The sequence below is a fragment of the Thalassotalea sp. ND16A genome (genome assembly GCF_000764205.1).
GTDB lineage: Bacteria > Pseudomonadota > Gammaproteobacteria > Enterobacterales > Alteromonadaceae > Thalassotalea_A.
In genome coordinates this window covers 154,285-179,008 of the sequence record NZ_JQDZ01000123.1, presented here as the reverse complement: position 1 = coordinate 179,008, position 24,724 = coordinate 154,285, and the positions used below count along the sequence as shown (strand labels likewise).

15 protein-coding genes and 2 pseudogenes are annotated in these 24,724 nt (G+C 45.2%); 12 read left to right on the top strand and 5 right to left on the bottom strand.

What is annotated here, in order from left to right:
• Nucleotides 1–208 precede the first annotated feature (208 nt).
• Nucleotides 209–3,394 (top strand): pilus assembly protein, encoded by a 3,186-nt coding sequence (locus ND16A_RS20445; protein ID WP_052073332.1) that lies wholly within the window; start codon nucleotides 209–211, stop codon nucleotides 3,392–3,394.
• A 74-nt stretch (nucleotides 3,395–3,468) separates the two neighbouring features.
• Nucleotides 3,469–3,921 (top strand): type IV pilin protein, encoded by a 453-nt coding sequence (locus tag ND16A_RS01055; RefSeq protein ID WP_052073331.1) that lies wholly within the window; start codon nucleotides 3,469–3,471, stop codon nucleotides 3,919–3,921.
• 141 nt (nucleotides 3,922–4,062) lie between these two features.
• On the opposite strand, the gene prlC is transcribed toward ND16A_RS01055, so the two are convergent.
• A complete protein-coding gene (gene prlC, locus ND16A_RS01060) occupies nucleotides 4,063–6,111 on the bottom strand; it encodes an oligopeptidase A (RefSeq protein ID WP_033079281.1) in 2,049 nt (682 codons plus the stop codon).
• Between the two features lie 236 nt (nucleotides 6,112–6,347).
• Here prlC and gorA point away from each other — a divergent pair, with 236 nt between their 5' ends.
• Nucleotides 6,348–7,697, top strand: a complete 1,350-nt coding sequence (gene gorA / locus ND16A_RS01065; protein ID WP_033079280.1) for a glutathione-disulfide reductase — start codon at nucleotides 6,348–6,350, stop codon at nucleotides 7,695–7,697.
• 613 nt (nucleotides 7,698–8,310) lie between these two features.
• Nucleotides 8,311–11,070 (top strand): DNA polymerase I, encoded by a 2,760-nt coding sequence (gene polA / locus ND16A_RS01070; RefSeq protein ID WP_033079279.1) that lies wholly within the window; start codon nucleotides 8,311–8,313, stop codon nucleotides 11,068–11,070.
• 286 nt (nucleotides 11,071–11,356) lie between these two features.
• Here polA and yihA read toward each other — a convergent pair whose 3' ends face one another.
• Nucleotides 11,357–12,022 (bottom strand): ribosome biogenesis GTP-binding protein YihA/YsxC, encoded by a 666-nt coding sequence (yihA, locus tag ND16A_RS01075; RefSeq protein ID WP_052073330.1) that lies wholly within the window; start codon nucleotides 12,020–12,022, stop codon nucleotides 11,357–11,359.
• A gap of 238 nt (nucleotides 12,023–12,260) precedes the next feature.
• Here yihA and ND16A_RS21800 point away from each other — a divergent pair, with 238 nt between their 5' ends.
• Complete coding sequence (locus tag ND16A_RS21800; RefSeq protein WP_052073329.1) at nucleotides 12,261–13,511, top strand: c-type cytochrome; 1,251 nt, start codon at nucleotides 12,261–12,263, stop codon at nucleotides 13,509–13,511.
• 602 nt (nucleotides 13,512–14,113) lie between these two features.
• Nucleotides 14,114–14,362 carry a hypothetical protein gene (locus tag ND16A_RS01085; protein WP_033079278.1) on the top strand — a complete coding sequence of 83 codons (249 nt, stop codon included), beginning with the start codon at nucleotides 14,114–14,116 and terminating at the stop codon, nucleotides 14,360–14,362.
• 166 nt (nucleotides 14,363–14,528) lie between these two features.
• Here ND16A_RS01085 and ND16A_RS20845 read toward each other — a convergent pair.
• Nucleotides 14,529–15,322, bottom strand: a pseudogene (locus ND16A_RS20845) (uracil-xanthine permease family protein); the annotation flags it as partial.
• An 89-nt stretch (nucleotides 15,323–15,411) separates the two neighbouring features.
• Nucleotides 15,412–15,936: pseudogene (gene upp, locus ND16A_RS01090) on the bottom strand (uracil phosphoribosyltransferase); the annotation flags it as partial.
• Between the two features lie 181 nt (nucleotides 15,937–16,117).
• On the opposite strand from upp, the gene ND16A_RS01095 reads away from it, so the two are divergent.
• The 5 genes from ND16A_RS01095 to ND16A_RS01115 all read left to right on the top strand — a co-directional run bounded on the left by ND16A_RS01095 (nucleotide 16,118) and on the right by ND16A_RS01115 (nucleotide 22,575).
• Complete coding sequence (locus ND16A_RS01095) at nucleotides 16,118–16,804, top strand: ABC transporter ATP-binding protein (protein WP_033079276.1); 687 nt, start codon at nucleotides 16,118–16,120, stop codon at nucleotides 16,802–16,804.
• Nucleotides 16,798–19,281 (top strand): ABC transporter permease, encoded by a 2,484-nt coding sequence (locus ND16A_RS01100; RefSeq protein WP_033079275.1) that lies wholly within the window; start codon nucleotides 16,798–16,800, stop codon nucleotides 19,279–19,281. Before ND16A_RS01095 ends, ND16A_RS01100 begins: the two co-directional genes overlap by 7 nt.
• An 86-nt stretch (nucleotides 19,282–19,367) precedes the next feature.
• Complete coding sequence (locus tag ND16A_RS01105) at nucleotides 19,368–20,495, top strand: type 1 glutamine amidotransferase domain-containing protein (RefSeq protein WP_052073326.1); 1,128 nt, start codon at nucleotides 19,368–19,370, stop codon at nucleotides 20,493–20,495.
• 102 nt (nucleotides 20,496–20,597) lie between these two features.
• Nucleotides 20,598–21,299 carry a response regulator transcription factor gene (locus ND16A_RS01110; protein WP_033079274.1) on the top strand — a complete coding sequence of 234 codons (702 nt, stop codon included), beginning with the start codon at nucleotides 20,598–20,600 and terminating at the stop codon, nucleotides 21,297–21,299.
• On the top strand, nucleotides 21,289–22,575 hold the full coding sequence (locus ND16A_RS01115; RefSeq protein WP_033079273.1) for a sensor histidine kinase: 1,287 nt from the start codon (nucleotides 21,289–21,291) through the stop codon (nucleotides 22,573–22,575). The genes ND16A_RS01110 and ND16A_RS01115 overlap by 11 nt, the downstream gene beginning before the upstream one ends.
• A 274-nt stretch (nucleotides 22,576–22,849) precedes the next feature.
• Here ND16A_RS01115 and ND16A_RS01120 read toward each other — a convergent pair whose 3' ends face one another.
• Entirely contained in the window at nucleotides 22,850–23,485 is a 636-nt protein-coding gene (locus tag ND16A_RS01120; RefSeq protein ID WP_235282260.1) for a TetR/AcrR family transcriptional regulator, read from the bottom strand.
• Nucleotides 23,486–23,619: 134 nt separating this feature from the next.
• On the opposite strand from ND16A_RS01120, the gene ND16A_RS01125 reads away from it, so the two are divergent.
• On the top strand, nucleotides 23,620–24,720 hold the full coding sequence (locus ND16A_RS01125) for an efflux RND transporter periplasmic adaptor subunit (protein ID WP_033079272.1): 1,101 nt from the start codon (nucleotides 23,620–23,622) through the stop codon (nucleotides 24,718–24,720).
• The last annotated feature ends 4 nt before the right edge of the window (nucleotides 24,721–24,724 follow it).

Below are 24,724 nucleotides of genomic sequence, written 5' to 3'. Positions count from 1 at the left end.
ATAATGTGATTAACAGCCGTGCACAATACTAACACACCGATCATCGGGTCATCGGTGCACAGCTTTATTGTGAGCTGGAGAAGCAAGAATTTAAAACAGGCGGAGCGAGTACTCCAGCCTGTCAACGGGACCTCAGAACAGCCTTAAATTAATGGTTTTAAACCAATGGCTGTCGTCCAATGGCTTTGAATGAATAAGGGCAGATAGTATGAGCATAAGTATCAAAGAAAGCGGGTTTCTTTTGGCAAGTCTACTGATTTGTAATCTGGTAAGCGCTGCCGCACCATTCACCGCCAATGAGCAACCTGTGGGCTATTTACAGCCGATGGCGCTGAGCACCACCAATTTAGAAAATGGCGCTTATGGCTATCGGCCATGGTTTGAAAATGGCGCCTGGCAAGGGGATTTAGTCCAATACACTATCAGTCATGGCGGGGCATCGACCACCAGCGTCGACTTAAGTACGACCACACCGACCAATAGCGGTAGCAATTGGTCGGCCAGATTGGAATTTAGTGCTCTTGAGGCCGCCGACTCGTCCTATTGGACTAACTCGAGAAAAATTATCACCCACAACGGCACTAAACAAGTGGCGTTTCGCTGGAACAATTTAAGCGCCAGCCAACAAGAACAATTAGACCAAGTCAGCTATCTCAATGCGGCCAGCGCGAGTCCGATTTTAGATTTTGTCCGCGGTGATCGCAGTAATGAAAAACCCAATGGCGACTTACGTCCCCGATATAGTGTGTTGGGCGATATTGTCCACTCCAATCCAGTCTATGTTGGTGCCCCCATCGGCAATAATATGTCTAGCGACTACATCGCCTTTAAAACCAAACATACTTACCGGGCGCCCAGGGTGTATGTCGGCGCCAATGACGGCATGTTACACGTATTTGATGCCTTAACCGGCAAAGAAGTCTACGCCTTTATCCCGCCGGAAGTGATCCCCAAGCTCGATAATCTTAGCGACGAGCCTTATTATCACCAATATTACGTCGATGGGGAACTGTCGGTCCATGACGCGTTTTTCGATGGCGCCTGGCACACCGTATTAATCGGCAGTTTGGGTGCCGGCGGCTCCAGCAGATTCGCCCTGGACGTGACCAACCCTAAGTTAACCGATGAAGATTCAGCGCTAGGCCCCGACAACAAAGTGTTGTGGGTCCAAAACAGTAGCAGCAACTCAGTACTTGGCGACGCCTACGGCAACGCCAGTATTGCGCAATTGCCGGATAAAAAATATTATGTCATCAGTGGTAATGGCTATAACAGCGCCGCAGGGGTTGCCGAGCTGGTGTTGACCGAGTTGAGCTCAGGCACCATCAGCACAATAACGACCGGTTCCGGCGGGATTAGCGATGCAAATGGCTTGTCGACACCGGCCTTAGTCGACTTGAATTATGACGGCCTGTTTGATTTGGCCTATGCCGGCGATTTAAATGGCAACCTGTGGAAATTCGATTTAAAAACCAAATCCGTAGTCTACTCGCAACCGCTATACACCGCTGGCGTAAGCCAGCCGATCACCACCAAACCGATAGTGTCTAGCCACCCTCTCGGCGGCAAGTTAGTCTATTTTGCCACCGGCAAAACCCTGGCCTTTACCGACCTTGCCGATACGTCGCCGCAGGGGGTGTACGGTATTTGGGATACCGGCAAAACCCCTGGCAGCGCCAATTTATTAACTCAAACGCTATCGGCTGCGAAAACCATAGGCGCAGAAACCATTCAAACCAGCAGCAATACCGCCATTGACTGGACCAAACACACCGGCTGGACAGTGGCGTTAACGTCAGGCAAAAGGGTCGTTGCCAATTACCAATTACGGGATCGCCGCCTGCAAATGACGGTAACCAATCCGGTAGATGAGGAAAACTGGCTGTTTGAACCGAATTATTTAACCGGTGGTGCGCCGAAAACGGCGATATTCGATATTGATGGCAATGGTGTGCTGGCGCCGGCCGACAATGTTTCCGGCGGCACTGCTAGTACCGATATTGCGGTGGCCTGGCAGGTGCAGTCGGGAATGATGTCCGGGCCACTCATCGCCCGCATAGCCGATGGCGTAGACACCAAATTTATCAACTATACCCAACTTAGTGTTCCCCCGGCGCCGCCAGTGCCCCCGGAGGAACCGGCGGATTGTACGCTGGGCTGTAACTTTGTTGGCGGCCATATCGATGTCGATTCCGATGGTCCTGATCATGGGTTTGCCGGGGGCGCCGCAGAGCATACCCATGAATACGACCAGGAAGTCAACGCAACCTATGTGGATTTTTTTGAGTTGGATCAAGCGGAAAGTGGCCATGAACAGCTTAACGAAGCGGTCACTGACAATAATAAAAAATTCTTTGTGGTGGTAAGCAATGCCGACTTTTCCCCGGCGGGGGTATTGCACATCGGCTTGAACAGCTATAACGTGGTTGCCTATCAACAAATGATCCACCGCAAACTGAAAGCCTGGGATGGTCAATTAACCACCTTATTGGATGATGACGGCAATTCCCTCATCGTTTCCATCAACGACATCAAGGCTGGCGGTGGTACGCTGCGAGTTTCATTCGCTGATCAGGCGCTGATCAGTGGCGGCGTGCACCCCACCATAGTGCAATGCTCCAAGAACCCGACAGCAAGGCATCCCGAGTTGGGGATGGAAATGAATGGCCGCTGGCGTGCAGGTGCGCTGACAATGATGGCGATCGACCCTACAAAAGTAGATAGCTTAGCCGATTTACATATTCAAACGCCGCCAGATTTAAAAGCCTCGGTAAGGATTGGCGCTGCCAAAATTTATTTAACCGATGACATCAATAGCGATGGCGAAATCGATGACGATATTGATGGTGATGGCAACCTGGATATCTATGGTGGCCTCCGGGCCAAAGGCCAAGTTTCAGATCAAGACTCAGATGATGCTGAAGTAAATGGCTGGTTGCATGAGGTCTTTTTGTGGTGGCATTATAGCCAAGCTTCCAACATTTGCTACGGCGAAGTCGGCTATGACTTGGCGGTGGCCGAAATAAGGGGCTATATTACCCAGGAGGAATTTGATCAAGGTTTGGCGGATCTGGGCTATACCGACTTAGACGTGGCGCTGGCGGCCTGGGATGTGATTTATCAAGAATGTGGGTTTGTTCACCATTGCTTAAGAGGCGAGACAGATGTGAACGGCAATGACGGATTGGTTTTGCGTGCGCTATTCGCTGTTCACGATAAAATCGTCGAGGACCCCAGCCCTTACGATGACAGTGGCGGTGGCGATGGCACCGTCATCGGCAGCGCTTCCACCGAGCCGTTACAGATGGTAGGTGACAATACCACCACCGGCGTGTCCTCGGGACCCGATTTTATTAAAGGTCGACGAACCTGGGTGGATATCAGTAAGCAATAACGGTAAAGAACAATCCATAAATAATAATCCGTAAACAATAACTCGTAATTAATGCGTATTAGAAGGTATTAGATATGATGCGAACAACAACAGCACAACATCGGCAAACCAGCGGCTTCAGCTTAATTGAAGTGTTGATCGTGGTATCTATCGTTGGCATTCTTGCCGCGGTAGCCTACCCAGGTTACAGCGAGCAAGCGCGAAAAAGTAAACGCGCCGATGCCAAAGAAACGCTAATGCGACTGGCGATTGCCCAGGAAAAATATTTTATTCAAAATGGCAGTTACACCACCGATATTAGCAGCGGATTAAAAAACAGTTCCAGCGAAAGTTCTGAAAATAACTACAGCCTGACCGCGAAAGCCGGCCCCACCGGCTCTATCGCCACAAGCTTTGCCGTCACCGCAACGGCAAAATCGGGTACCGATCAGGCGAAAGATAAAGACTGTATCAGTTTTACCATCAACTCACGCAATCAACGCACCGCAAAAACCAGCAGTGGCACTGCCAATACTGACTGCTGGTAGAGGTTAATTCAGGACTCTTCACTTTAACCTATTTGGCTGCCGGTGATGAGTCCAGTTCCCAGTTCCACGTTCCCAGTTCCACGTTCCCAGTTCCTAATTCCTAATTCCTAATTCCTAATTCCTAATTCCTAGGACAATACCCTAACCCCCAATACCACAATGCCTAAGCAAGGCATCTACCTGCGGCTCACGGCCGCGAAATGCCTTAAATAACGCCATCGGCTCATCGGAACCGCCTTGCTCTAACACACATTCGAGGAACGCTTTGCCGGTGTCTCGGTTAAACACCCCGTCTTCTTCAAAACGCGAATAGGCATCGGCCGATAACACTTCCGCCCATTTATACGAGTAATATCCGGCCGCATAACCGCCCGCAAAAATATGACCAAAGCTGTGCTGAAAGCGATTAAATGCCGGCGCTTTTACCACTGCATATTTTTCACGTACCTGATCCAATATGGTTTGAATTTGATCGCCGGCGTCATAGTCGCGGTCATAGTCGGCGTGAATTCTAAAGTCGAAAATACTGAATTCTAATTGTCGTAGCATTTGCATCGCCGACTGGAAATTTTTCGCCGCCAGCATTTTATCCAGCATAGTTTGTGGCAATGGTTCGTTAGTTTCAAAATGCGAAGAGAGAAAAGCCAGCGCTTCTGGCTCCCAACACCAGTTTTCCAAAAACTGGCTCGGTAACTCCACTGCATCCCACGGCACACCATTGATACCGGCCACACCTGCGGCATTAATTTGCGTTAACATATGATGCAAACCATGACCGAATTCATGAAATAACGTCACCACTTCATCATGAGTAAACAGTGCCGGTTTATCGCCAACCGGTTTGGTGAAATTACAGGTTAAAAACGCCACCGGTAACTGGATACTGCCATCGCTTAACTGCCGTCGGCCAACACAGTCAGCCATCCAGGCGCCACCGCGTTTTTTATCGCGGGCGTATAAATCTAAGTAAAAACTGCCGCGCAAGTTGTCATTAACATCGTAGACGTCAAAGAAGCTGGTATCCTTATGCCAGACATCAACACCGTCACGGGGTTTAATGGTTAACCCGTATAAGCGATTTACCACTTCAAATAAGCCGAGCACCACTTTATCTTCGGGGAAATACGGACGTAAGTCTTCATCCGAAATGGCAAACTTAGCTTGTTTTAGTTTTTCCGAATAATAGGCCAGATCCCAGGGCTGTAACTCACTAATGGCAAACTCGCTTTGAGCGAAGTCTTGCAGTTGTTGTAAGTCGGCACTGCCCTGATGTTTCGATTTTTCGGCCAAATCTTGCAAAAAGCCAAATACCTGCTCGGTATTTTCTGCCATTTTGGTGGCCAGTGACTCTTCGGCAAAGTTATTAAAGCCTAACAGCTGGGCAATTTCATGACGTAACGCCAGGGTTTCTGTCATGATGGCGGAGTTATCAAACTCGCCGGCATTGGGCCCTTGATCAGAGGCGCGAGTCACGTAACCAACGTAGAGTTGCTCACGTAATTTGGCATTCTCACAGTACATCATTACCGGTAAATAACTCGGGATATCCAGGGTAAACAGCCAACCTTGTTTTTCTTGAGATTGCGCCAGTTGTTTGGCACCTGCTAAGGCACTTTCCGGCAGACCGGCCAATTCATCTTCATCGGTAATGTTAACCGAAAACGCACCAGTGGCATCGAGCAAATTATTGCTAAATTTTGACGCCAGCTCAGACAGTTTAGTTTGAATTTCACCATAGCGAATTTTATCTGTGGCGTTTAAGGCAATGCCAGACAGTTTAAAATCGCGCAGCGCATTGGTGATAACTTTTTGTTGCGCCTTATCTAGGGTGGCAAATTCATCGCTGCCATGCAATTGCTGATAAGCATTAAACAAGCCTTCATGCTGCCCTACCCAGGTGCCGTATTCCGATAACATTGGCAAACAGCTATCATGCGCATCACGAAGTTCATCACTATTGACCACCGCATTGATGTGCGATACCGGCGACCACATTTTTTCTAAGCGGTCATCCACCGCATCGATGCTGGCAACCAAATTTTGCCAGCTAAAAGGGCCTTGCGAGGCAACCACGTCGCTAATGGCGGTTTTGCAATCGTGAATGGCTTGCTCTACTGCCGGCTTGATGTGCTCGGGCTTAATTTTTGAAAACTCAGGAAGGCCAGGTTGCGCTAATAATGGATTGCTCATAATGCTTCTTATGTTATTGGGAATAATCTAATAGTAACAGAGATAAGATCTGTTCACTGATTATTCAAGGGATGACGAAGAAAAAGCCTGCATTTTTCCTTCTTATCGCTCAGTTAATTTATTGTCCCCCTTTGGCAAAAGCAAGAGAAAATCAGACACCATTGGTTGAAAATTTGGCTGTTTGCCACAATGATTAAAGACATCTTGATTATTTAGACATGTATTTAGGAATTATTATGAGCCAACATTTTGATTATATTGCTTTGGGCGCGGGCAGTGGCGGTATTGCCTCGATTAACCGTGCTGCCATGCATGGTAAAAAGTGTGCGTTAATTGAGGCGAAAGCGCTGGGAGGCACCTGCGTAAATGTTGGCTGTGTTCCGAAAAAAGTAATGTGGTATGCCGGGCAAATTGCCGATGCGGTGCATTACTCGGATGATTACGGCTTCGATTTAACCGCCGGCAAGTTAAATTGGGCAAAATTAGTCGAAAGCCGACAGGCTTATATTTCCCGTATTCACAGTTCTTACGATACTGTACTGGCGAAAAACAACGTCACCGTGATTAACGGCTTTGGCAAGTTTGTTGATAAACATACCATTGAAGTGAATGGTGAAACCTATACTGCCGATCATATTTTAATTGCCACCGGCGGCCGCCCGACCATTCCTGATATTCCCGGCAGTGAACACGGCATCACCTCGGATGGTTTTTTTGCCTTAAACGAGCAACCGAAACGAGTGGCTGTAGTAGGTGCGGGGTATATCGCCGTAGAAATTGCCGGTGTCTTAAATGCCTTAGGCAGTGAAACCACGCTGTTAGTGCGTAAGCACAAGCCGTTGCGTGATTTTGACGAGATGATGTCTGAGACCTTGGTGGAGATCATGGCGAGTGAAGGGCCAACCCTGAAAACCCATTGCACGCCGAAAGAAGTGATTAAAAATGCCGACGGCAGTTTAACGCTTGAGCTTGAAAATGGTGAAGCGATCACCGTAGATACTATAATATGGGCCATTGGTCGCGAGCCTTCCACCGATGGTATCAATATTGCCGCTACCGGCATCGAGCTTAACCAACGCGGCTTTGTCGATACCGATAAATTTCAAAACACCAGTGCAGCAAATATTTATGCGGTAGGGGATAATACTGGCAGAGCCCAGTTAACCCCGGTTGCGGTGGCGGCAGGACGGCGTTTATCGGAACGCTTATTCAATGGCAAAACCGAGGAACATTTAGACTATAACCTGATCCCAACCGTAGTGTTTTCACATCCAACCATTGGCACTATCGGCTTAACCGAGCAACAAGCAGTGGCCGAATTTGGTGATGACGACATTACCGTGTACACCTCACAATTTACTTCCATGTATACCGCCGTTACCCAACAACGCCAGCCGTGTCGAATGAAGCTTATCTGTCAGGGCAGTAATGAAAAAGTCATTGGCATGCACTGCATTGGTTTAGGCAGTGACGAAATGCTGCAAGGCTTTGCCGTGGCAGTGAAAATGGGCGCCACTAAAGCCGATTTTGACAATACCGTGGCCATTCACCCAACTGCCGCGGAAGAATTTGTTACCATGCGATAAGCGCAGTAATAATTTAAGCTTTGGCTACAGTGAACAAGCCCCGGTTAAGATAAAACTTTACCAGGGCTTTTTGTTGCAAGTGAAGTGAAAATTTAGAGTAACTTTACTGCAGCCCTTGGCCTATAAGGGAAATCATTTTTTCAGTTTAAAAAGATACTTAATGATTAGTTTATTTAATTAAAAATCAATAAGAAATCGTTTGTTTTCAAAGGTCTTTCTGCTAATATCGTTGTCGCTTTTAGGAAAAACATGTATCAAATTTGTTCACCTATGAGTATTTAAGGAAAAATTATCCACATCTATTTTACCAATAATAATAAATAGAAACGGTAGCTGTAAAATTCCGAACATCATAATGATTAAGCCTTGCAGGCAACCTACACTTACCATTTTTTCGTTATGGCAGGTGGCGTTAGCAATTCTTTCAACAGAGTTATCCACAGGCAGCTAGCGATTTCAGCTTTTTCTTATAGTCAGTACTCGCTAACTGTGGCATTCTAGCACTCTTGGTAAAATACCAAGTTGATTAAATATCTGATCATACTTAATCAAATTGGTATAGGCCTTAATTCGGCTTTTTATTTCATTTCATTTAACATCAATAGTAAAAATCATGACTAAATCCTCCCCTTATATTCTTGTTGACGGTTCGTCTTATTTATTTCGTGCTTATTATGTGCCTTATTTACAAGCACTTTCGACCAAAGATGGACACCCTACTGGCGCTATTACTGGCGTATTAAACATGATTAAAAGTCTGCATAAAGACTACCCAAACGGTAAAGTCGTGGTGATTTTTGATGCCAAAGGGAAAACCTTCCGCAATGATTTATACCCGGAATATAAAGCCAACCGGCCGCCAATGCCGGATGATTTACGTTGTCAGATTGAACCCTTGCACAAAATTATCGAAGCGATGGGCTTACCGTTACTGGTGGTTCCGGATGTTGAGGCGGATGACGTTATTGGTACCCTGGCACAGCAAGCCAGTGAACAAGGCCTGGAAACGGTGATCTCCACCGGTGATAAAGATATGGCGCAATTGGTGACTGAACATGTCACTTTGATTAATACCATGACCAATGTGGCCATGGATGTCGCCGGCGTTAACGAAAAGTTTGGCGTTCGTCCCGACCAAATCATCGATTACCTGGCGCTAATGGGCGATAAAGTCGATAACATTCCGGGGGTGGAAAAATGTGGTCCGAAAACGGCGGTAAAATGGTTAACCGAGCATCAAACATTAGATAATGTTATCGCCAATGCCGACAAGGTAAAAGGAAAAATTGGTGAAAACCTAAGAGCGGCATTAGAACAGTTACCGTTATCGTACGAGCTGGCGACGATCAAATTGGACGTTGAACTTGAACAGCCTTTGCACGAAATTGTTGCCAGTGAAGCCGATACCGATACATTACGGGAAATGTATACACAATTTGAATTGAAACGTTTACTAGCCGATCTTGATAAAGACAGCAGCAACAATGGATCCGCGACAGCGCCGGCAGCAGCGAGTGCGAGCACAGCCGATGATGACGAGGACGACATTCCAGCAGCAATAGAAAGCGACTACGATATTGTGTTAACCAAGGCAAATTTACAAACCTGGCTAGATAAACTTGCCAGTTGTACTGCCTTTGCTTTTGATACCGAAACCACTAGCGTTAATTATATGCAGGCGGAACTGGTTGGCCTATCTTTTGCCATTGAAGCCGGCAAAGCCGCTTATGTGCCTTTAGCGCATGATTACCTGGATGCGCCAGAGCAGCTTGAGCTCAACTGGGTGTTAGAGCAATTCAAACCGTTACTGGAAAGTGACAGCATTTTAAAGATTGGTCAAAACCTAAAATACGATGCCAATGTGCTCCGTCATTATGACATTGCCATTAACGGGGTCGGTTTTGATACCATGTTAGAGTCTTATTGCTATAACAGTGTCGCCACTCGTCATAACATGGATGCCTTAGCACAAAAGTATTTAGGCTATAAAACCGTACATTTTGAAGATATTGCCGGAAAAGGCGCGAAACAGCTTACCTTTAATCAAATCGAGATTGAGAAAGCCGGCCATTATGCCGCCGAAGATGCCGATATCACCCTACGCCTGCATCAGGCCCTTTGGCCTAAACTGCAGAAAAATGCTGAGCAACAACGAGTATTCACTGACATCGAAATGCCGTTAATGCCAGTGTTGGCACGAATGGAACAAACCGGTGTCTTGATTGACTCTGACATGCTCAATGAGCAGAGCCATAATATCGGCATACGGTTGGATGAATTGGAAATACAAGCCCACAACCTTGCCGGCAAAAGCTTTAATTTAAGCTCACCGAAACAATTACAAACCATCTTGTTTGAAGAGCAAGGCATTCCGGTGATTAAGAAAACCCCCAAAGGTGCGCCATCGACTGCCGAAGATGTATTGCAAGAGCTTGCCCTCGATTACCCATTACCGAAATTAATTCTGGAACACCGCAGTCTGGCCAAGCTAAAATCGACTTATACCGATAAATTGCCACTGATGGTGGCCAGTAAATCGGGCCGTGTGCATACTTCCTATCATCAGGCTGTAACCGCAACCGGGCGGTTATCGTCAACCGATCCAAATTTACAAAACATTCCGATCCGCTCGGAAGAGGGTAAAAAAATCCGTCACGCCTTTATTGCTCCGCAAGGTTATAAAATATTGGCAATTGATTACTCGCAAATAGAATTACGCATCATGGCGCATCTATCGAACGATAAAGGTTTGTTAACCGCCTTTGCCGAAGGTCGAGATATTCACCAGGCCACTGCCGCCGAAATTTTTGCTTTACCGCTGGCAGAGGTGACCAGTGATCATCGTCGCAGCGCCAAGGCGATTAACTTTGGTTTAATTTATGGCATGTCGGCGTTTGGCTTATCGAAACAATTAGGCATTGCTCGTGGCAAAGCCCAGGATTACATGGACAAATACTTTGAACGCTATCCTGGGGTACTCACTTACATGGAAGACACGCGACAACTTGCCAGTGAGCAGGGTTACGTTGAAACCTTATATGGTCGTCGCTTATTTTTACCGGAAATAAAATCGAGAAATGGGGCGCGCAGAAAAGCGGCCGAACGTGCCGCAATAAATGCACCGATGCAAGGTACAGCTGCTGATATCATCAAAAAAGCGATGATCGCGGTAGATAAATGGCTACTAGAGCACAATGATCCACGGATAAAAATGACCATGCAAGTACACGATGAGCTTATTTTTGAAGTGGAAGAAAGCATACTTTCTGAAACCACCCAAAAATTAGTGGCAATTATGGACAATGCGGTGCAATTAAATGTGCCATTAATCTCTGAAGCCGGTACTGGCGATAACTGGCAACAAGCGCACTAAATGTAATAAAACTACAAAGCCAGCAATTAAATTGAAAAAAACAGGCTATCCAGCCTGTTTTTTTAATTTATTTTTAACAAAATGTAATAAAAGTTAGAATAAATACTTTACAAACTAGAGTGAACACTCTAAACTACAGCCATTCCTAACGGAATTCTTGTTGTAATAACTTTTGTTTTTAGCTTCCCCAAAAGCTTCTTACCGACTGCGCATTTGTGTAGTCGGTTTTTTTTGCTTAAAAAAAAGAGCCCGCAGGCTCTTTTTGAAATCACTTACCAACCGTAAGTTATTCTTCTTCGTCAGCGACGTCTTCTACCAGTTCCTGGTGTTCGATATTAACAAACCAGTCACTAATGATGTTGGTTGCGCTATCTAAGCCAACTTTGGTGAGCGATGAAAACGCCTGGACTTTAATATTATTGTGCAAGTTAGCGCATTTCTTGCGTACCTGTAATACTTCCGAATTACGCTTACCCGCTTTATATTTATCGGCTTTGGTTAATAACGCCAATACCGGTAAATTACAATCATTGGCCCATTCAATCAAATCAACGTCCAAATCTTTCATCGGATGGCGAATATCCATTAAGATCACCAGGCCTTTCAAGCTCATCCGTTTTTCAAGGTATTCCGCCAACGCTTTTTGCCACTTCTTCTTCATTTCCAAGGGCACTTTGGCAAAACCGTAGCCGGGTAAATCGATTAAACGGCGATTATCACGAATATCAAAAACATTAATTAATTGCGTTCGACCTGGGGTCTTACTGGTGCGTGCTAACGACTTTTGGTTGGTTAACGTGTTTAATGCACTCGACTTACCCGCGTTTGAGCGACCAGCAAACGCAACCTCTATGCCACTATCAGCCGGTAGTTTTCTGATATCAGGCGCACTGGTTTCAAAGGTAGCAACATGTAAATTCACTGCAGGAGTTGTCAAGATGGATTCCACCATAAATTAAAAATAAATAACTCCTACAATTATATCTTGTTTTGGGTCATTTATTGCATTGTTTTTTTGTTATCCGCATTTTGACGGTAAAAATCTGTAACTTTTACTGAAAAAATAAGCAATAACCATTACACCTACGCGGGAATTGTGTAAAATAGCGTAAATTTTTATATCCAAATCGCTATTAAAAATATTCAGTGCCAATGCTGGTATTTAACAAGAAATAACAGGCAGAAAAACTATGAAGAAACTTGTACTTGCAGCTATTTTAGGTTGCGGATTTCTAGGTAACGCATTCGCCGCAGGCGATGCCGCTGCAGGCAAAACCAAAGCCGCCGTTTGTGCGGGTTGTCATGGCGCAAATGGTATTGGCATTGCCGGTAACTACCCTAACCTGGCCGGACAACATGCTGACTATATTGCTAAACAGTTAAATGCATTTAAAAGCGGATCTCGCACCGATGCCGTTATGGCACCAATGGCGGCGGCATTGTCTGATCAGGACATGGCCGATTTAGGGGCATATTTTGCTTCCTTCTCAGTAAGTGGAGAAAGTTCAGTTGCTGCAGCAGACAGCAGCAGTTCAGGCACAACGCCGGCAGCGCCAGTTGTTGCCGCCGCTCCAGCAATCTTAGCGGATGCTGCCGCAGGTAAAGGCTTGTATGAAAATGGCGATGCTGCCCGTGGTATTACCGCTTGTGTTGACTGTCATGGTAAAGAAGGCAATTCAGAGGTTTTAATTAACCCTAACCTGTCAAAGCAACACCCGGCATACATTGAAAAGCAATTAACCGCGTTTCAAACTGAACAGCGCACTGACCCGGCAATGAATGTTGTTGCTAAAAACTTAAGCGAACAAGATGTTGCCGATTTAGGTGCTTACTTTAAAGACCCGGCAGCCGTTGCCAACGTAGCCGCGAAAAAGCCTTCCGCCGAGAAATTAACATTTACTGGTGTTGTTGCCGCGGGTAAAACAAAATCGGCAGCCTGTGCCGCCTGTCATGGTGCAGATGGTAACGCTTTAGTTGCGATGTATCCTAACCTTGCTGGCCAACATGAAAAATACCTTGCTAAGCAATTAGCTGACTTTAAGGCTGGGCCTGAAGGTCGTGCCGACCCGGTAATGGCAGGTATGGTTGCTGCATTATCTGACACAGATATCCAAGATTTAGCCGCTTATTATGCCAGCCAGAAAGTGCAGGCAAAAGCTGTTGAAGCCAATGCTGCCGGTAAGAAATTATACCAAGGTGGTGATGCAACGCGTGGCATTACGGCTTGTATCGCCTGTCATGGCACAACAGGTAAAGGTTCAGCACTTGCTGGTTTCCCTGCTGTTGGCAGCCAAAATGTTGACTACTTAAAATCACAATTAGCTAAGTTCCGTGACGGTTCTCGCCATAACGACATGAACGCAATGATGGCCAACATTGCCGCTAAATTAACAGATAAAGACATTGCGGCGGTTGCCGAATACATGGCTTCGTTAAGATAAGCTAAAACTTGTAGACAAGTCCTCCCTAGCTGCCATTCATGGTAAGGGAGGATAAGTTCTTCCCTGAAGTATTAATCGCTTCTGACTTTTTGCAACGGGCTTCGGGCAGAGTTGATATTATTAGCCGATAGGTGAATTCGTCAAAGAGCGCGAGGTTAAAGCCGTTTAATTAGGCTGCTATGCAAGGCATTCAAACCCCGCCAACCAGTGACTAAAATTGATGGACGGAACACATCCAAGTGCAAAAAAAGCAGCTAGAAAGCTGCTTTTTTATCTCTGGTTCTTAGGTAATATCGTACTCAAGAACTTATATCAATTCTGTTAACAACGATTATTCTTCAGTTGTTTCAGTAGTTTCTTGAGATTGTTCCTGCTCTTCCACAGCTTTTTTCTCTTCACCACCACAAGCGCCACAGCAACCCATAGATTTCTCCTCTAACTAAAAGATAGCGTCATAATACTTGATTGCTTTACTCGGGTATTTGATAAGGATCAACATCTGTGCGGGTTGTTCAGCTCTTACGCTTGACCCTTATCAAGGTAATAGCCGTTTTTTTTCGATATACTGGCAGCATCAATTTTAAACAGAGTTTTAAATTCAAATGTCAACGACCGAACGCATGCCAACGAGCAAACGCTTTTTACAAAAAATTTCAACATTCTGTGCCATTACCAGTTTTATTCTTGCTGCCGCTGCTGGCGGTTTATTAGCAATAAACACGGCTGAGGCGAGTGATGTGTACAAAGCAGCTGTAGGCGCCACCACGTTTTTCTTCTTTATGGTTGGTATCGTGTTGCATGCTATCGGTGCGACCGATATCCCAGACTTAAAAATCAAAACCGAAAAATAGCTATTCACTTAGCTAAAATGCGGCGTAAGCCGCATTTTTAACTTCATCCTGCGGTTTATCATCAAGCCAAAAATTGTCCTTGCTGCAATTGTTTCGCTGAAAATAAAATTAGCAGATATTTGATCACCTTGGTATTGTTCAGCAATGCCGCCTGTTCCTTAGACAAGATCAAATTCAACACGATGGCAGTCATTGCTGCCCAGGTCATAATTCTTGGATTGAACGCCTTGGTTAACATCACCGCCCCGGTTACTTCCGAATAAGTGGTATTGGGCGGACCGCCGAGCAATGATGCCGCCGTTGTCGCCAATCCGTCGCCCAGCATAGTGCGATGCAAGCCGTGCTTTTTAAGATAATCTTTGTTGGTCGCGGAACCGATTGCCAGTATGTCACCTATGTGTTCGATTGCCGGGGCAATAGCGACAGGCAACATATAGACGATGGCCTGCCATTGAAACTCTGGCGCCGTAAAATTCGGCATCGCCAAGCAGGGCGCACTTTTGACCGCAGAAAAATCAATAATACCGGTAAAGAAATCGCCAACGCCACAGAGGGCTCAAAGATTTGGCTTGCGCCATCACCGGTACGACCGAGCGCCATGTTGACGGCAACCGGAGCTAACGATAAACCGATAACCATGATGATTGGCCCGGTCACTATCGGCGGTAAATATTTGTGAATAAAGCTCACCCCGCGCAGCTTGATCATGCCACTGAAACAAGCATAAACCACACCGACAACCATTAAGGCGCCCATAGTGGCCGGTACGTCCCAGGTTTGGGTGCCGTACATTATTGGTGCGATAAAGGCAAAAGATGACGCCAAAAAGACAGGCACCTGGCCTTTAGTAACCAGCTGAAACAATAAGGTGCCGATACCCGCGGTGCATAAGGCAACGTTGGGATCTAAACCGGTGAGTAACGGCATTAATACCAGAGCGCCAAAGGCGACAAATAGCATCTGGCTGCCAGTCAAGACTTATTTGAACAGGCCGGACTTTTGTTGGCTTGTATGATTAAAATCCATGATTAACCTCTATGAGCAGCGATTTACTTAGTACCAAAAATTTTATCACCGGCATCACCGAGACCCGGCAATATGTAACCCGCTGCGTTAAGGCAATCGTCGATAGATGCGGTATAAAGTTCAACATCAGGGTGAGCTTGCTCCATGGCCGCGATGCCTTCTGGGGCAGCAACTAAAACAAGTGCCTTAATTCTCTTACAACCCCGTTGTTTCAGCAGATCAATAGTCGCATTCATCGAGCCACCAGTAGCTAACATAGGATCGATAACCAAGGCGATGCGCTGATCAATTTGACCAACAAGCTTTTCAAAATAAACCACCGGCTCGAGAGTTTCTTCATTGCGGTACATGCCAACAACAGAAATACGGGCATTGGGGATAAGCTCTAACACACCATCCATCATGCCAAGGCCAGCTAGTAATATTGGCACTACCGTGACTTTTTTACCCTTAATTTGTTCAACCGGTATTTCACCATTCCAGCTGCTAATGGTTTTGCTTTCAAGTTCAAAATCTTTCGAGGCTTCATAAGTTAACAAATTTGTCACGTATTATAGGTACTTAATCACCATAAGTACGCATTAAGTTGAAATAATTGAGCCGCTAAAATGGCATCCGTTCAGGTATTTAAGCTTTTTTTGATTAGGAACAATTTCACCTCATTTCACATCCATTTCACAGTCCCGGTATTAACTTAGCAGCTATTATTGTCAATAATGGATCTGAGCCATGTCTAGCTACATTGAATTAAAGAATATTAGCCACTCGTTTCAACTTAACCAAGAAAAAGTCACGTTATTCGATGAGCTCAATTTATCCATTGTGCAAGGTCAATCTTATGCCATTACCGGCCCTTCTGGCGCCGGAAAATCAAGCCTGCTGATGCTGATGTCGGGTTTAGAACAGCCTACTACAGGACAAGGACTATATGTTAAGGCTGGTCAAAGTGCTTCCCTGGATGCTTTAAGGGCAGATATTGGCTTTATTTTTCAACAGTTCCATTTGTTAGCCGAATTAACCGCGCTGAATAATGTGGCGTTACCACTAAAGTTAAGAGGTGATAAACAGGCGCTAGAAAAAGCCAGGACTTGGCTAACAAAAGTTGGCTTAAGCCATCGCATCAATCATAAACCGAGTGAATTAAGTGGCGGTGAACAACAGCGAGTGGCGATAGCGCGGGCACTGGTGTTTGAACCCAGTTTTATTTTCGCCGATGAACCCACTGGAAATTTAGATCAAACAAGCGCGACAGAAATTGCAGATATCTTGTTTGCCTGCTGCCAAGAAAATAATGCCGGTCTGGTGGTGGTTACCCATAGCGATATTTTAGCGAATCGTGCTCAGCATATTTTTTCATTAGCCGATGGTCAGTACAGCCAACAATCAAAGCAAGCGCTGCAGGTGGCGGCATGTTAATTGGCAATGTTAAATTGGCCTGGCATTTTTATCAGCAAGAGCGCCAGCATTCTCATCAACGGTTATTGCGTTGGACCCAAGGGGTATTGTTGCTATTTATTGTCACCTTAAGTCAATCAAGCGCAAGCATACAAAATTATCTCGATAAAAATTTACAAGGCTTACTCGGCGCTGATGCGGTGCTCAGTCAAAAACACCCGTTAACTGCCAAGCAGTATGCAGCAGTGACTGCATTAATCGATGAAATGGTTGTTACTCAGCAAATCCAGACGACATTGACCCATAACGGCAAATGGCAGCGAGCAAAACTTAAAGCGGTTGATAGCCACTACCCATTGCAGGGCGAGTTGCTAACCTCGCAATCGTTACAACATCAGGGACAGCAAACAGTCGGTGGCCCCGAGTCAGGTCAAATTTGGCTAGATGCCCGATTGTTTGCCAGCTTATCGCTAACCATTGGTGATCATATTTTGCTCGCCGAGAAACCCTTTTTGGTTTCTCGGATATTGCAACATGAACCCGACAGATTGATGGAGGGACATAGTGTTGATATGCGGGCTATGGTCAATGCTGCGGATTTTGCAAGCCTGGCATTTGCTGCTGATCTTGTCCACTATCGCTATCTAATTGCCGCAACTAGCGCACAAATTAGCAGTTTGCTCCACTGGCAGCAGAAAAATTTACCGGCCGCACAAGTCCATCATAAACAAGGTGCTCATCCATTGGCACTGTTTTGGCAACGCACCGAAAATTTTATCGGCTTAGCATCCATTATTTTGTTCTTCATGGCGGCGATTGCCATCGAGCAATTAGCGCAAGTTTACCTCAAAAAAGACCAATACTTTTCAGCTATTTGCATGAGTCTGGGCGCGTCAAAGGCAACAGGCATGCAAGTGTCGTTGTTTAAATGGTTAATTGCTTTGGCGTTATTGTTGCCCTTGGTTTTATTATTATCAACCGTATTTCATTGGCTGATAATTTACTGGTTACAGGAAACATTTATCAATTTGCCCTGGCATTGGAATATTTTCTCGATGTTAAAAACAACAGGTTTTGTGGTTATTATTTTTGCGGTCTTTCATGCACCCGTTTGGCTTGCTTTACAGCAGACTTCGGTAGCCAAATTGTTTATCTCTACCAGCAATGGCACCAGCCATTGGCTTAGCAAAGTGAGTAGTTTATTGGTGTTATTGGGGGTAGTGATCACCTATTCAGATAATGGTTTGTTAACCTTGATGATGGTGGCAACCATCGTTATTACCATTACCTTGATGATAGTACTAAGCTGGGCCACCCTAACCGTTGGAGAGAAAGCCACACAGAATATTTCGGGCTTAATTCCGTTTGCCTTGTTTATGATGAAGCAGCGATTGATAAGCAAAAGTACGCAAATATTAGGAGTGGGTTTATGTGCTTTTTTACTGCTTTTTACGCTGATGCTGCTAAAAGACATCGGTGCTACCATGGCATCTTATCAACGCCAGCATGATGGCAACGTTATGGTATCACAAGCAACTCAGTCGCAACTTACCTATATTAACCGTTGGGCAAAACAGCAGAACATAACAATTCGCCAGGCGAAACCTTATATGTATGCCAAGCTGGTCGCCGTAAATGAACAATCATTAACGGAGTTTAGCCAAAAACCGAGCGATAGTTTGGCCACATTCACTCGCCCTATTCGATTACATTGGAGCGAGACAATTCCGCCAAATAATCACATAGTCGACGGCCAATGGTGGCGAGCCAATACGCAAAATTGGCAGCAAATCTCGGTTGAGCAGGAAGTGATGACGGATTTGGGCCTGCAGCTTGGTGATTGGTTAACGTTTTATATTGGTCAGCAAAGCTTCAATTTTGAGATCAGCGCCAGTCATGCATTTAAACCCGGCGCAGGTTCCATTACCTTCTGGGTACAAATGCCAGCTGCTGCCCTGGCACATATTCAGGCACCTCATTTCAATATGGCGAGTTTAGAGGTTGAGCAACAGCAATGGCCGCTGTTAACCAATTTATGGCAAAAATTTCCCACCCTGCGGATGCTCTCCCTTAAAGAAATGACCGACCGGTTTGATACCATGTTAGCCATGATCACTAAGGTGATTAGTGGTTTTTCGCTGATGATCATTGTACTTTCGGCGGTGGTGATCCTGGCCTCACTCAATGCGCTTGAGTCTAGAGAAATGAAGAAGAACAGCATTGTGATGAGCTTTGGTTTTTCACAATCGACCTGTTTAAGGCTTAACGTCATTGAATGGTTGGTTACGGCTACCATCACCGCCGTAGGTGCTATCGTCGGCACTTACATTGCGGGGCTGTTGATCTATCAATCGCAATTTTCATTGACCTATAAGCCTGACTTTATCTGGCTGCTTGCGACCCTATCCACCATTTTACTTGTGGTCACCACTTTAGGGGTTTATGCCAGCAGGAAGAGCCTGCGCAGTTCCGTTAGGCAATTAATGTCAGACACTTAATGCCTGTCAATTAAAGCAATAAGTATTTCACATTTGTTTCACAGCGAGTTTGTCATCATGTTTTTAACATCTTAGGAGCAATAAATATGAAACCGATGAAACAACAACTTGTCACCTTGTTCACCTTATTACTGATTTCGCTGCAGGGAAGTGCGGCGGCGCTAAGCACTTCAGAGGTAAACAAGAAAATCGTCATGGTCGTTAGTGGCTATGGCCAGCAGCAGGGTGCAATCACACCCGGTTATGAATTTGATGAATTTTCCAAGGCCTATTCGGTGTTTAACGCCAACGGCATTGCTGTCGATATTGCCAGTCCAAACGGTGGCAAGGTGGAAGCAGACAAATATGATGCAGATAAGCCGTATAATGCCCGAGTGTTAACCGACCAAGCCATTATGGCGAAACTGGGTAACACCATAGCAACCGACAAACTTGACGCTAACGCCTATGACGCAATATTTATCGTTGGCGGTAAGGGGGCGATGTTTGATTTGCCAAAAGATCAGGCACTACAAACGGTTATTGCCAAAATTTATCAGCAACAAGGTGCGGTTGCCGCAGTTTGTCACGGTCCCGCAGCGTTAGTTGATGTAAAGCTGAACGATGGCAGTTACCTTGTTGCCAATAAAGCGATCAATGGTTTTACCAATAAAGAAGAACATTTATTTGGTCAAAAGTGGCTAAATAAATTTGAATTCATGTTGGAAGATAAATTAACCGAACGTGGCGCCAAGTTTCAATCAAGTGAAATCATGTTAAGCCATGTCGCCGTTGATGGACGACTTATCACCGGGCAAAACCCAACCTCGACCGTGGACGTGGCCACCGAATTAGTAAAAAGTCTGGGCTTAACGCCGGTTACCACAGAGCGGGATATTGAAGATAAAACCATGGCGGTGGTGGCAGATTTTTTAGCGGGAGATAAAATGGCAGCAACAAGGTTGGCAGCTAACCAAGAGCAATATCATATTGCCTTAGTGGGTATGTATGGTTTCTATTACTTGAAAACCGCACAAACGGATGAGCACTTTGAAAATGCGCTTACCTTGATGCAGGTTGCGCAAAAAGCAATTCATAACCCGATGTTAGACCTGCAAATTGCCAAAGCTCAGCATAAATTGGGGCAAGAAAAACAGGCGAAAATTACCTTAAATCAGTTATTGGCTACAAAACCTGATTACAAACCCGCGCTGGACATGTTAAAAACCTTATGATACCAATCCTTATAAAGTCAAAATAATAAACCTAGAAACAATGCCTCAACAGTTGATGTTGCGGCATTGTTTGCTAGCTACGTTAATATCTTGGGAAATGCTATGACAAACCAGGCCACCTCACTTTATGTGCTATTAGTTGAAGATCAGCTTAATATTGCGCGTAATATTTCAGATTACATGGAAACCAAAGGCCATGTATTTGATTTTGCCAATCAAGGTCAGCATGGGCTTGATCTCGCCCTGGAAAATCACTATGACCTGATCATTCTCGATTTAAATTTGCCAGTGCTGGACGGTCTGCAGGTATGTCAGCAAATACGAGAAAAATCCACTCGTCATATTCCAATATTAATGCTTACGGCAAGGGACAGTATTGAAGATAAAGTGTCTGGCTTTACCGTAGGGGCAGATGATTATTTAACCAAGCCGTTTTCATTACAGGAACTTGAAGTACGATGCATGGCGTTATCGCGGCGGCATTTATTGCAAACCAATGATACTCTAATCCTCGGCCCGTTAAGCCTGGACAGAAAAACCAAACAAGTGACCCGGGAGGGGCAATTGCTTAATTTACATAGCATGGGATTTCGCATTTTAACGGTGTTAGCGCAAGCCTACCCGCAAGTTGTCAGTCGCTCACAGTTATCGCAAAAATTATGGGGGGATGAACCGACAGAATCCGATGCCATGCGTTCTCACATCTATCAATTGCGCTGTGTGTTGGATAAACCCTTTGATTTCCCAATATTAAAAACCGTACATGGGGTTGGTTTTACTCTGGATATAAAAGATGAAAAATAAAACGCCCGCCTTCCATAGCCTGAGCCGGCGTATTGTCGCTCAGTTCTGTATTTTTACTTTAGTGTTATCGTCGATCTATGGGATGTTCTGTTTTTTGCTGTTATACAACTTAGAAGATAAGTTTATTGAGCGAGAAGTCAGGCAAGAAGCCGCCTATTTAACTGCTGGCTATGAGCAAACGAAACAATGGCCGGTGGCCCGTAACTCATCGATGCAGCTCTACTTTTCGAAACACAACTTGCCCGCTGACATGCGCCAGCAATTTATCGAAGAACCACAGCAAATAGAGTTTTATGGGACACAGGGGCGACATTACCACCTGTATGCCTTGCCTGAGCAGCAAGATGTCTACCTTGTCGCTGAAGTGAGCCAAATGCTGCTGGTACGCCCGATTCGAGGTGGTGTGTTGAAATTAATGTTGGTCAGTGGCGCTATTTTGGTTTTCATCGCCTTTTTAATCGCCTGGATGTTGGGCAGAAAAACGGCAAGGCCATTAAAACAATTAGCCGATTTGGTTGATGGTGTTGCCCCACAAAACATCCCCAATAGTTTTGCTTATCAATTTCCTAACAATGAAATTGGCATTTTGGCTCGTACCCTGGAACAGACAATGCGACGGCTCAATCAGGCTCTGGAGCGGGAGAAGTGCTTTACTCGTGATGTCAGTCATGAATTAAGAACCCCGGTGGCGATTATAAAAAATGCGGTTGAAGTTTACCAAGAGGCTGGCATGGCGAAAGACGACGGCAAAAATATAGTTAGCCGCATTAGCGATGCCAGCATGCAAATGGAACAAACGGTGACCACCTTGTTAGTGTTGGCAAGAGAAGAGCAAACGTCGATAAAGAAAGAACCAACAAAATTGCTGCCGATGATAGAGCAATCAATCATTGATCATAGCCGTTTACTTGATGGTAAACCGGTGGCAGTGTTGGTCAATGACAATTGTAACACCAGTGTCTTTGCCCAGCCGGGCATGCTAAAAGTGCTGCTCGATAATTTAATCAGCAATGCCTTTCAATATACCGACTTAGGTGAGGTAACAATAAGCTTTATCAACGAGCAATTAACCATAGCAGATACCGGCCCTGGCATAGAGCAGGGTATTTCAAAAAATGTTACCGAACCAACGGTCAAAGGCAGTCAGAGTACTGGCTACGGTTTTGGCTTATCTATTGTTAAGCGCCTGTGTGAACATCAAGGTTGGTTGTTAACGGTTACTAGTGACAAGGGCACGACAATTTCAGTTTCTTTTGCTGATCCAGCGTTAGCTTAGAATTATTTCAACCTGATAAACGTATCAAACGGCAGCCCTTTGATGCCACTTGCTGCGGCATAAGGCTTATTGGAGACGCTGACCTGACGGGCTTGCTTATCGAATCAACCACTGATGACTAGCGTCAGTAAGACTAAGGTTAACGACCGGAAAATAACGGGCATGAGGTGAGCTCCGAAATGTAATTTATGTTCTATTTAATCAACTTGGTATCTATATAAAGGAAAGCTTATGTTAAAGGCGGTGAAACAGATGTGAAATTCTCAACACCTTCTCAAGGTTGGTAGGCTTTAATAAATAAATCTACCGCGCGATCGATATGCTGAACAATTTCATCTTCGGTGATGTTGACATTGGGGATTAATACCGCCTTCAAATGTAGCCGTCCTTTCGTCATTTCGATTAACATCTGTGCTGCGTAACTGCAGTCGTCAATTGCCAATATGCCTAGCTTATTTAGAGACGATAAGTAGTCCGCCAACGGGGTAACCCCGGTTAACGGCCCTCTATCATAGATAAGCTCGCCAACGTCGGGGTGTTTTGGCACAACTTGTATCACCAATCTAAACAATGAAATTAGCGTTTCAGACAACATCCCTTGCACAAATCGCCCGGTGACATCTTTTAGTGCATCACTTGGCTCTAGCTCGTAGTTAATGGAGGCAATTGTATCCACCTGAATCGCCACTTGTTGTTGCATTACCGCCATCAGCAAGCCTTGCTTATTGCCAAACTCCTGGTAAATAGAGCGACGCGAACCGCCAGCATCAGCAATGATCATTTCCAGAGACGTTTCATCAAAGCCATGTTTAAGAAATAAATTTTGCGCCGCCACCAGAATTAATTGCCCACGGGCAGTCAATGGGTTTTTCGTTGTTGTTTCGCCACTATGTTCAGAACTTAGCATCATTTTATCTGCACTTTAACAATATAGGTTGACTTTGGTACTACATAGTACCAGAATACGTGGTACTTAACAGTACCAATTTACTTTTTAACCGTTATTCACTTAACTCATAGGTAGCTCTCCTCATTGGAATCATTATGCGTATATTATTAACTATCCTGTTAGCCTCTTTGTTACTGGGCTGTAACGAGCAAACCGTTATCACCGAAAAAGCGATTCGCCCTATCGCCTGGCAAAAAGTTGCAGAGACCAATCTAAAGCAGCTCCGCACCTTGTCCGGAATTGTTGCTCCCGTAGAGGCAACCGACTTAAGTTTTGAGGTAATTGGTAAGGTACAAACCGTTGAAGTTAAGCTGGGTGAAACCGTACGAGCCGGCCAAATTTTAGCGCAATTAAATCATCGTAGTTTTGAGCTTAGCTTACAGTCGGCACAAGCTGAATTAGATAAAGCCAGTGCGGCAATGGCGGAAGCGAAAAACACTTTTCAGCGTTATGACAAATTGGTCAAGCAAGGGTTAGTATCGCAATCCGGATTTGACAATGCCAAAGCCACTTATGATTCCACCCGAAGTGCTGTCGGTGTGGCCCAGGCGCAGCTTGATATTGCCAATAAAAACTTACAAGACAGTACGTTACTGGCGCCTTATGATGGCATTATTACCAAGCGTTTGATTGAGCCTTCGCAACAAATTGCTGCCGGACAAGCAGCATTTGAAATTGAAGGTAACCACGGCCTGGAAGTGAAAGTACTGGTCCCGGAAACCTTAATTCAGGAATTAAAACAAGATACATTGCTGGCAATTCGTTTTCCGGTGTTAACGGGAGTCACGATGCAAGGTCGTATCAATGAAATTGGTACACGTGCGCAATCTGCTAATGCCTTTCCGGTAACAGTAATATTGGAACAAGCAAACAATAAGCTGCGTGCCGGAATGACCGCCGAAGTCGATTTTGTTTTTGATGGTATCGGACGCACCGGCTATTCCGGTAAAACGATTGCTATTCCGGTGACCGCAATACGGGCCGGTTTAGATCAAAAATCGTATGTCTTTGTCTATGACAGCACGGCTCAAGTGGTTCGTTTACGACAAGTGCAAACGGAAAATATTCTCAATAACTTAGTCTATTTATCGAGTGGTTTAGCCAATGGCGAGATAATAGCAACCGCAGGTGTTGCTTTTTTACGCGATGGTCAGCAAGTCACACTGTTAGACCCCACTACGCAGCGATTTAACTAAAGAG

What these genes read in the sequence shown, in the direction of transcription:
- ND16A_RS20445 (WP_052073332.1), top strand. Translation starts at nt 209, where the DNA reads ATGAGCATAAGTATCAAAGAAAGCGGGTTTCTTTTGGCAAGTCTACTG.
- ND16A_RS01055 (WP_052073331.1), top strand. Translation starts at nt 3,469, where the DNA reads ATGATGCGAACAACAACAGCACAACATCGGCAAACCAGCGGCTTCAGC.
- prlC (WP_033079281.1), bottom strand. Translation starts at nt 6,111, where the DNA reads ATGAGCAATCCATTATTAGCGCAACCTGGCCTTCCTGAGTTTTCAAAA.
- gorA (WP_033079280.1), top strand. Translation starts at nt 6,348, where the DNA reads ATGAGCCAACATTTTGATTATATTGCTTTGGGCGCGGGCAGTGGCGGT.
- polA (WP_033079279.1), top strand. Translation starts at nt 8,311, where the DNA reads ATGACTAAATCCTCCCCTTATATTCTTGTTGACGGTTCGTCTTATTTA.
- yihA (WP_052073330.1), bottom strand. Translation starts at nt 12,022, where the DNA reads ATGGTGGAATCCATCTTGACAACTCCTGCAGTGAATTTACATGTTGCT.
- ND16A_RS21800 (WP_052073329.1), top strand. Translation starts at nt 12,261, where the DNA reads ATGAAGAAACTTGTACTTGCAGCTATTTTAGGTTGCGGATTTCTAGGT.
- ND16A_RS01085 (WP_033079278.1), top strand. Translation starts at nt 14,114, where the DNA reads ATGTCAACGACCGAACGCATGCCAACGAGCAAACGCTTTTTACAAAAA.
- ND16A_RS01095 (WP_033079276.1), top strand. Translation starts at nt 16,118, where the DNA reads ATGTCTAGCTACATTGAATTAAAGAATATTAGCCACTCGTTTCAACTT.
- ND16A_RS01100 (WP_033079275.1), top strand. Translation starts at nt 16,798, where the DNA reads ATGTTAATTGGCAATGTTAAATTGGCCTGGCATTTTTATCAGCAAGAG.
- ND16A_RS01105 (WP_052073326.1), top strand. Translation starts at nt 19,368, where the DNA reads ATGAAACCGATGAAACAACAACTTGTCACCTTGTTCACCTTATTACTG.
- ND16A_RS01110 (WP_033079274.1), top strand. Translation starts at nt 20,598, where the DNA reads ATGACAAACCAGGCCACCTCACTTTATGTGCTATTAGTTGAAGATCAG.
- ND16A_RS01115 (WP_033079273.1), top strand. Translation starts at nt 21,289, where the DNA reads ATGAAAAATAAAACGCCCGCCTTCCATAGCCTGAGCCGGCGTATTGTC.
- ND16A_RS01120 (WP_235282260.1), bottom strand. Translation starts at nt 23,485, where the DNA reads ATGATGCTAAGTTCTGAACATAGTGGCGAAACAACAACGAAAAACCCA.
- ND16A_RS01125 (WP_033079272.1), top strand. Translation starts at nt 23,620, where the DNA reads ATGCGTATATTATTAACTATCCTGTTAGCCTCTTTGTTACTGGGCTGT.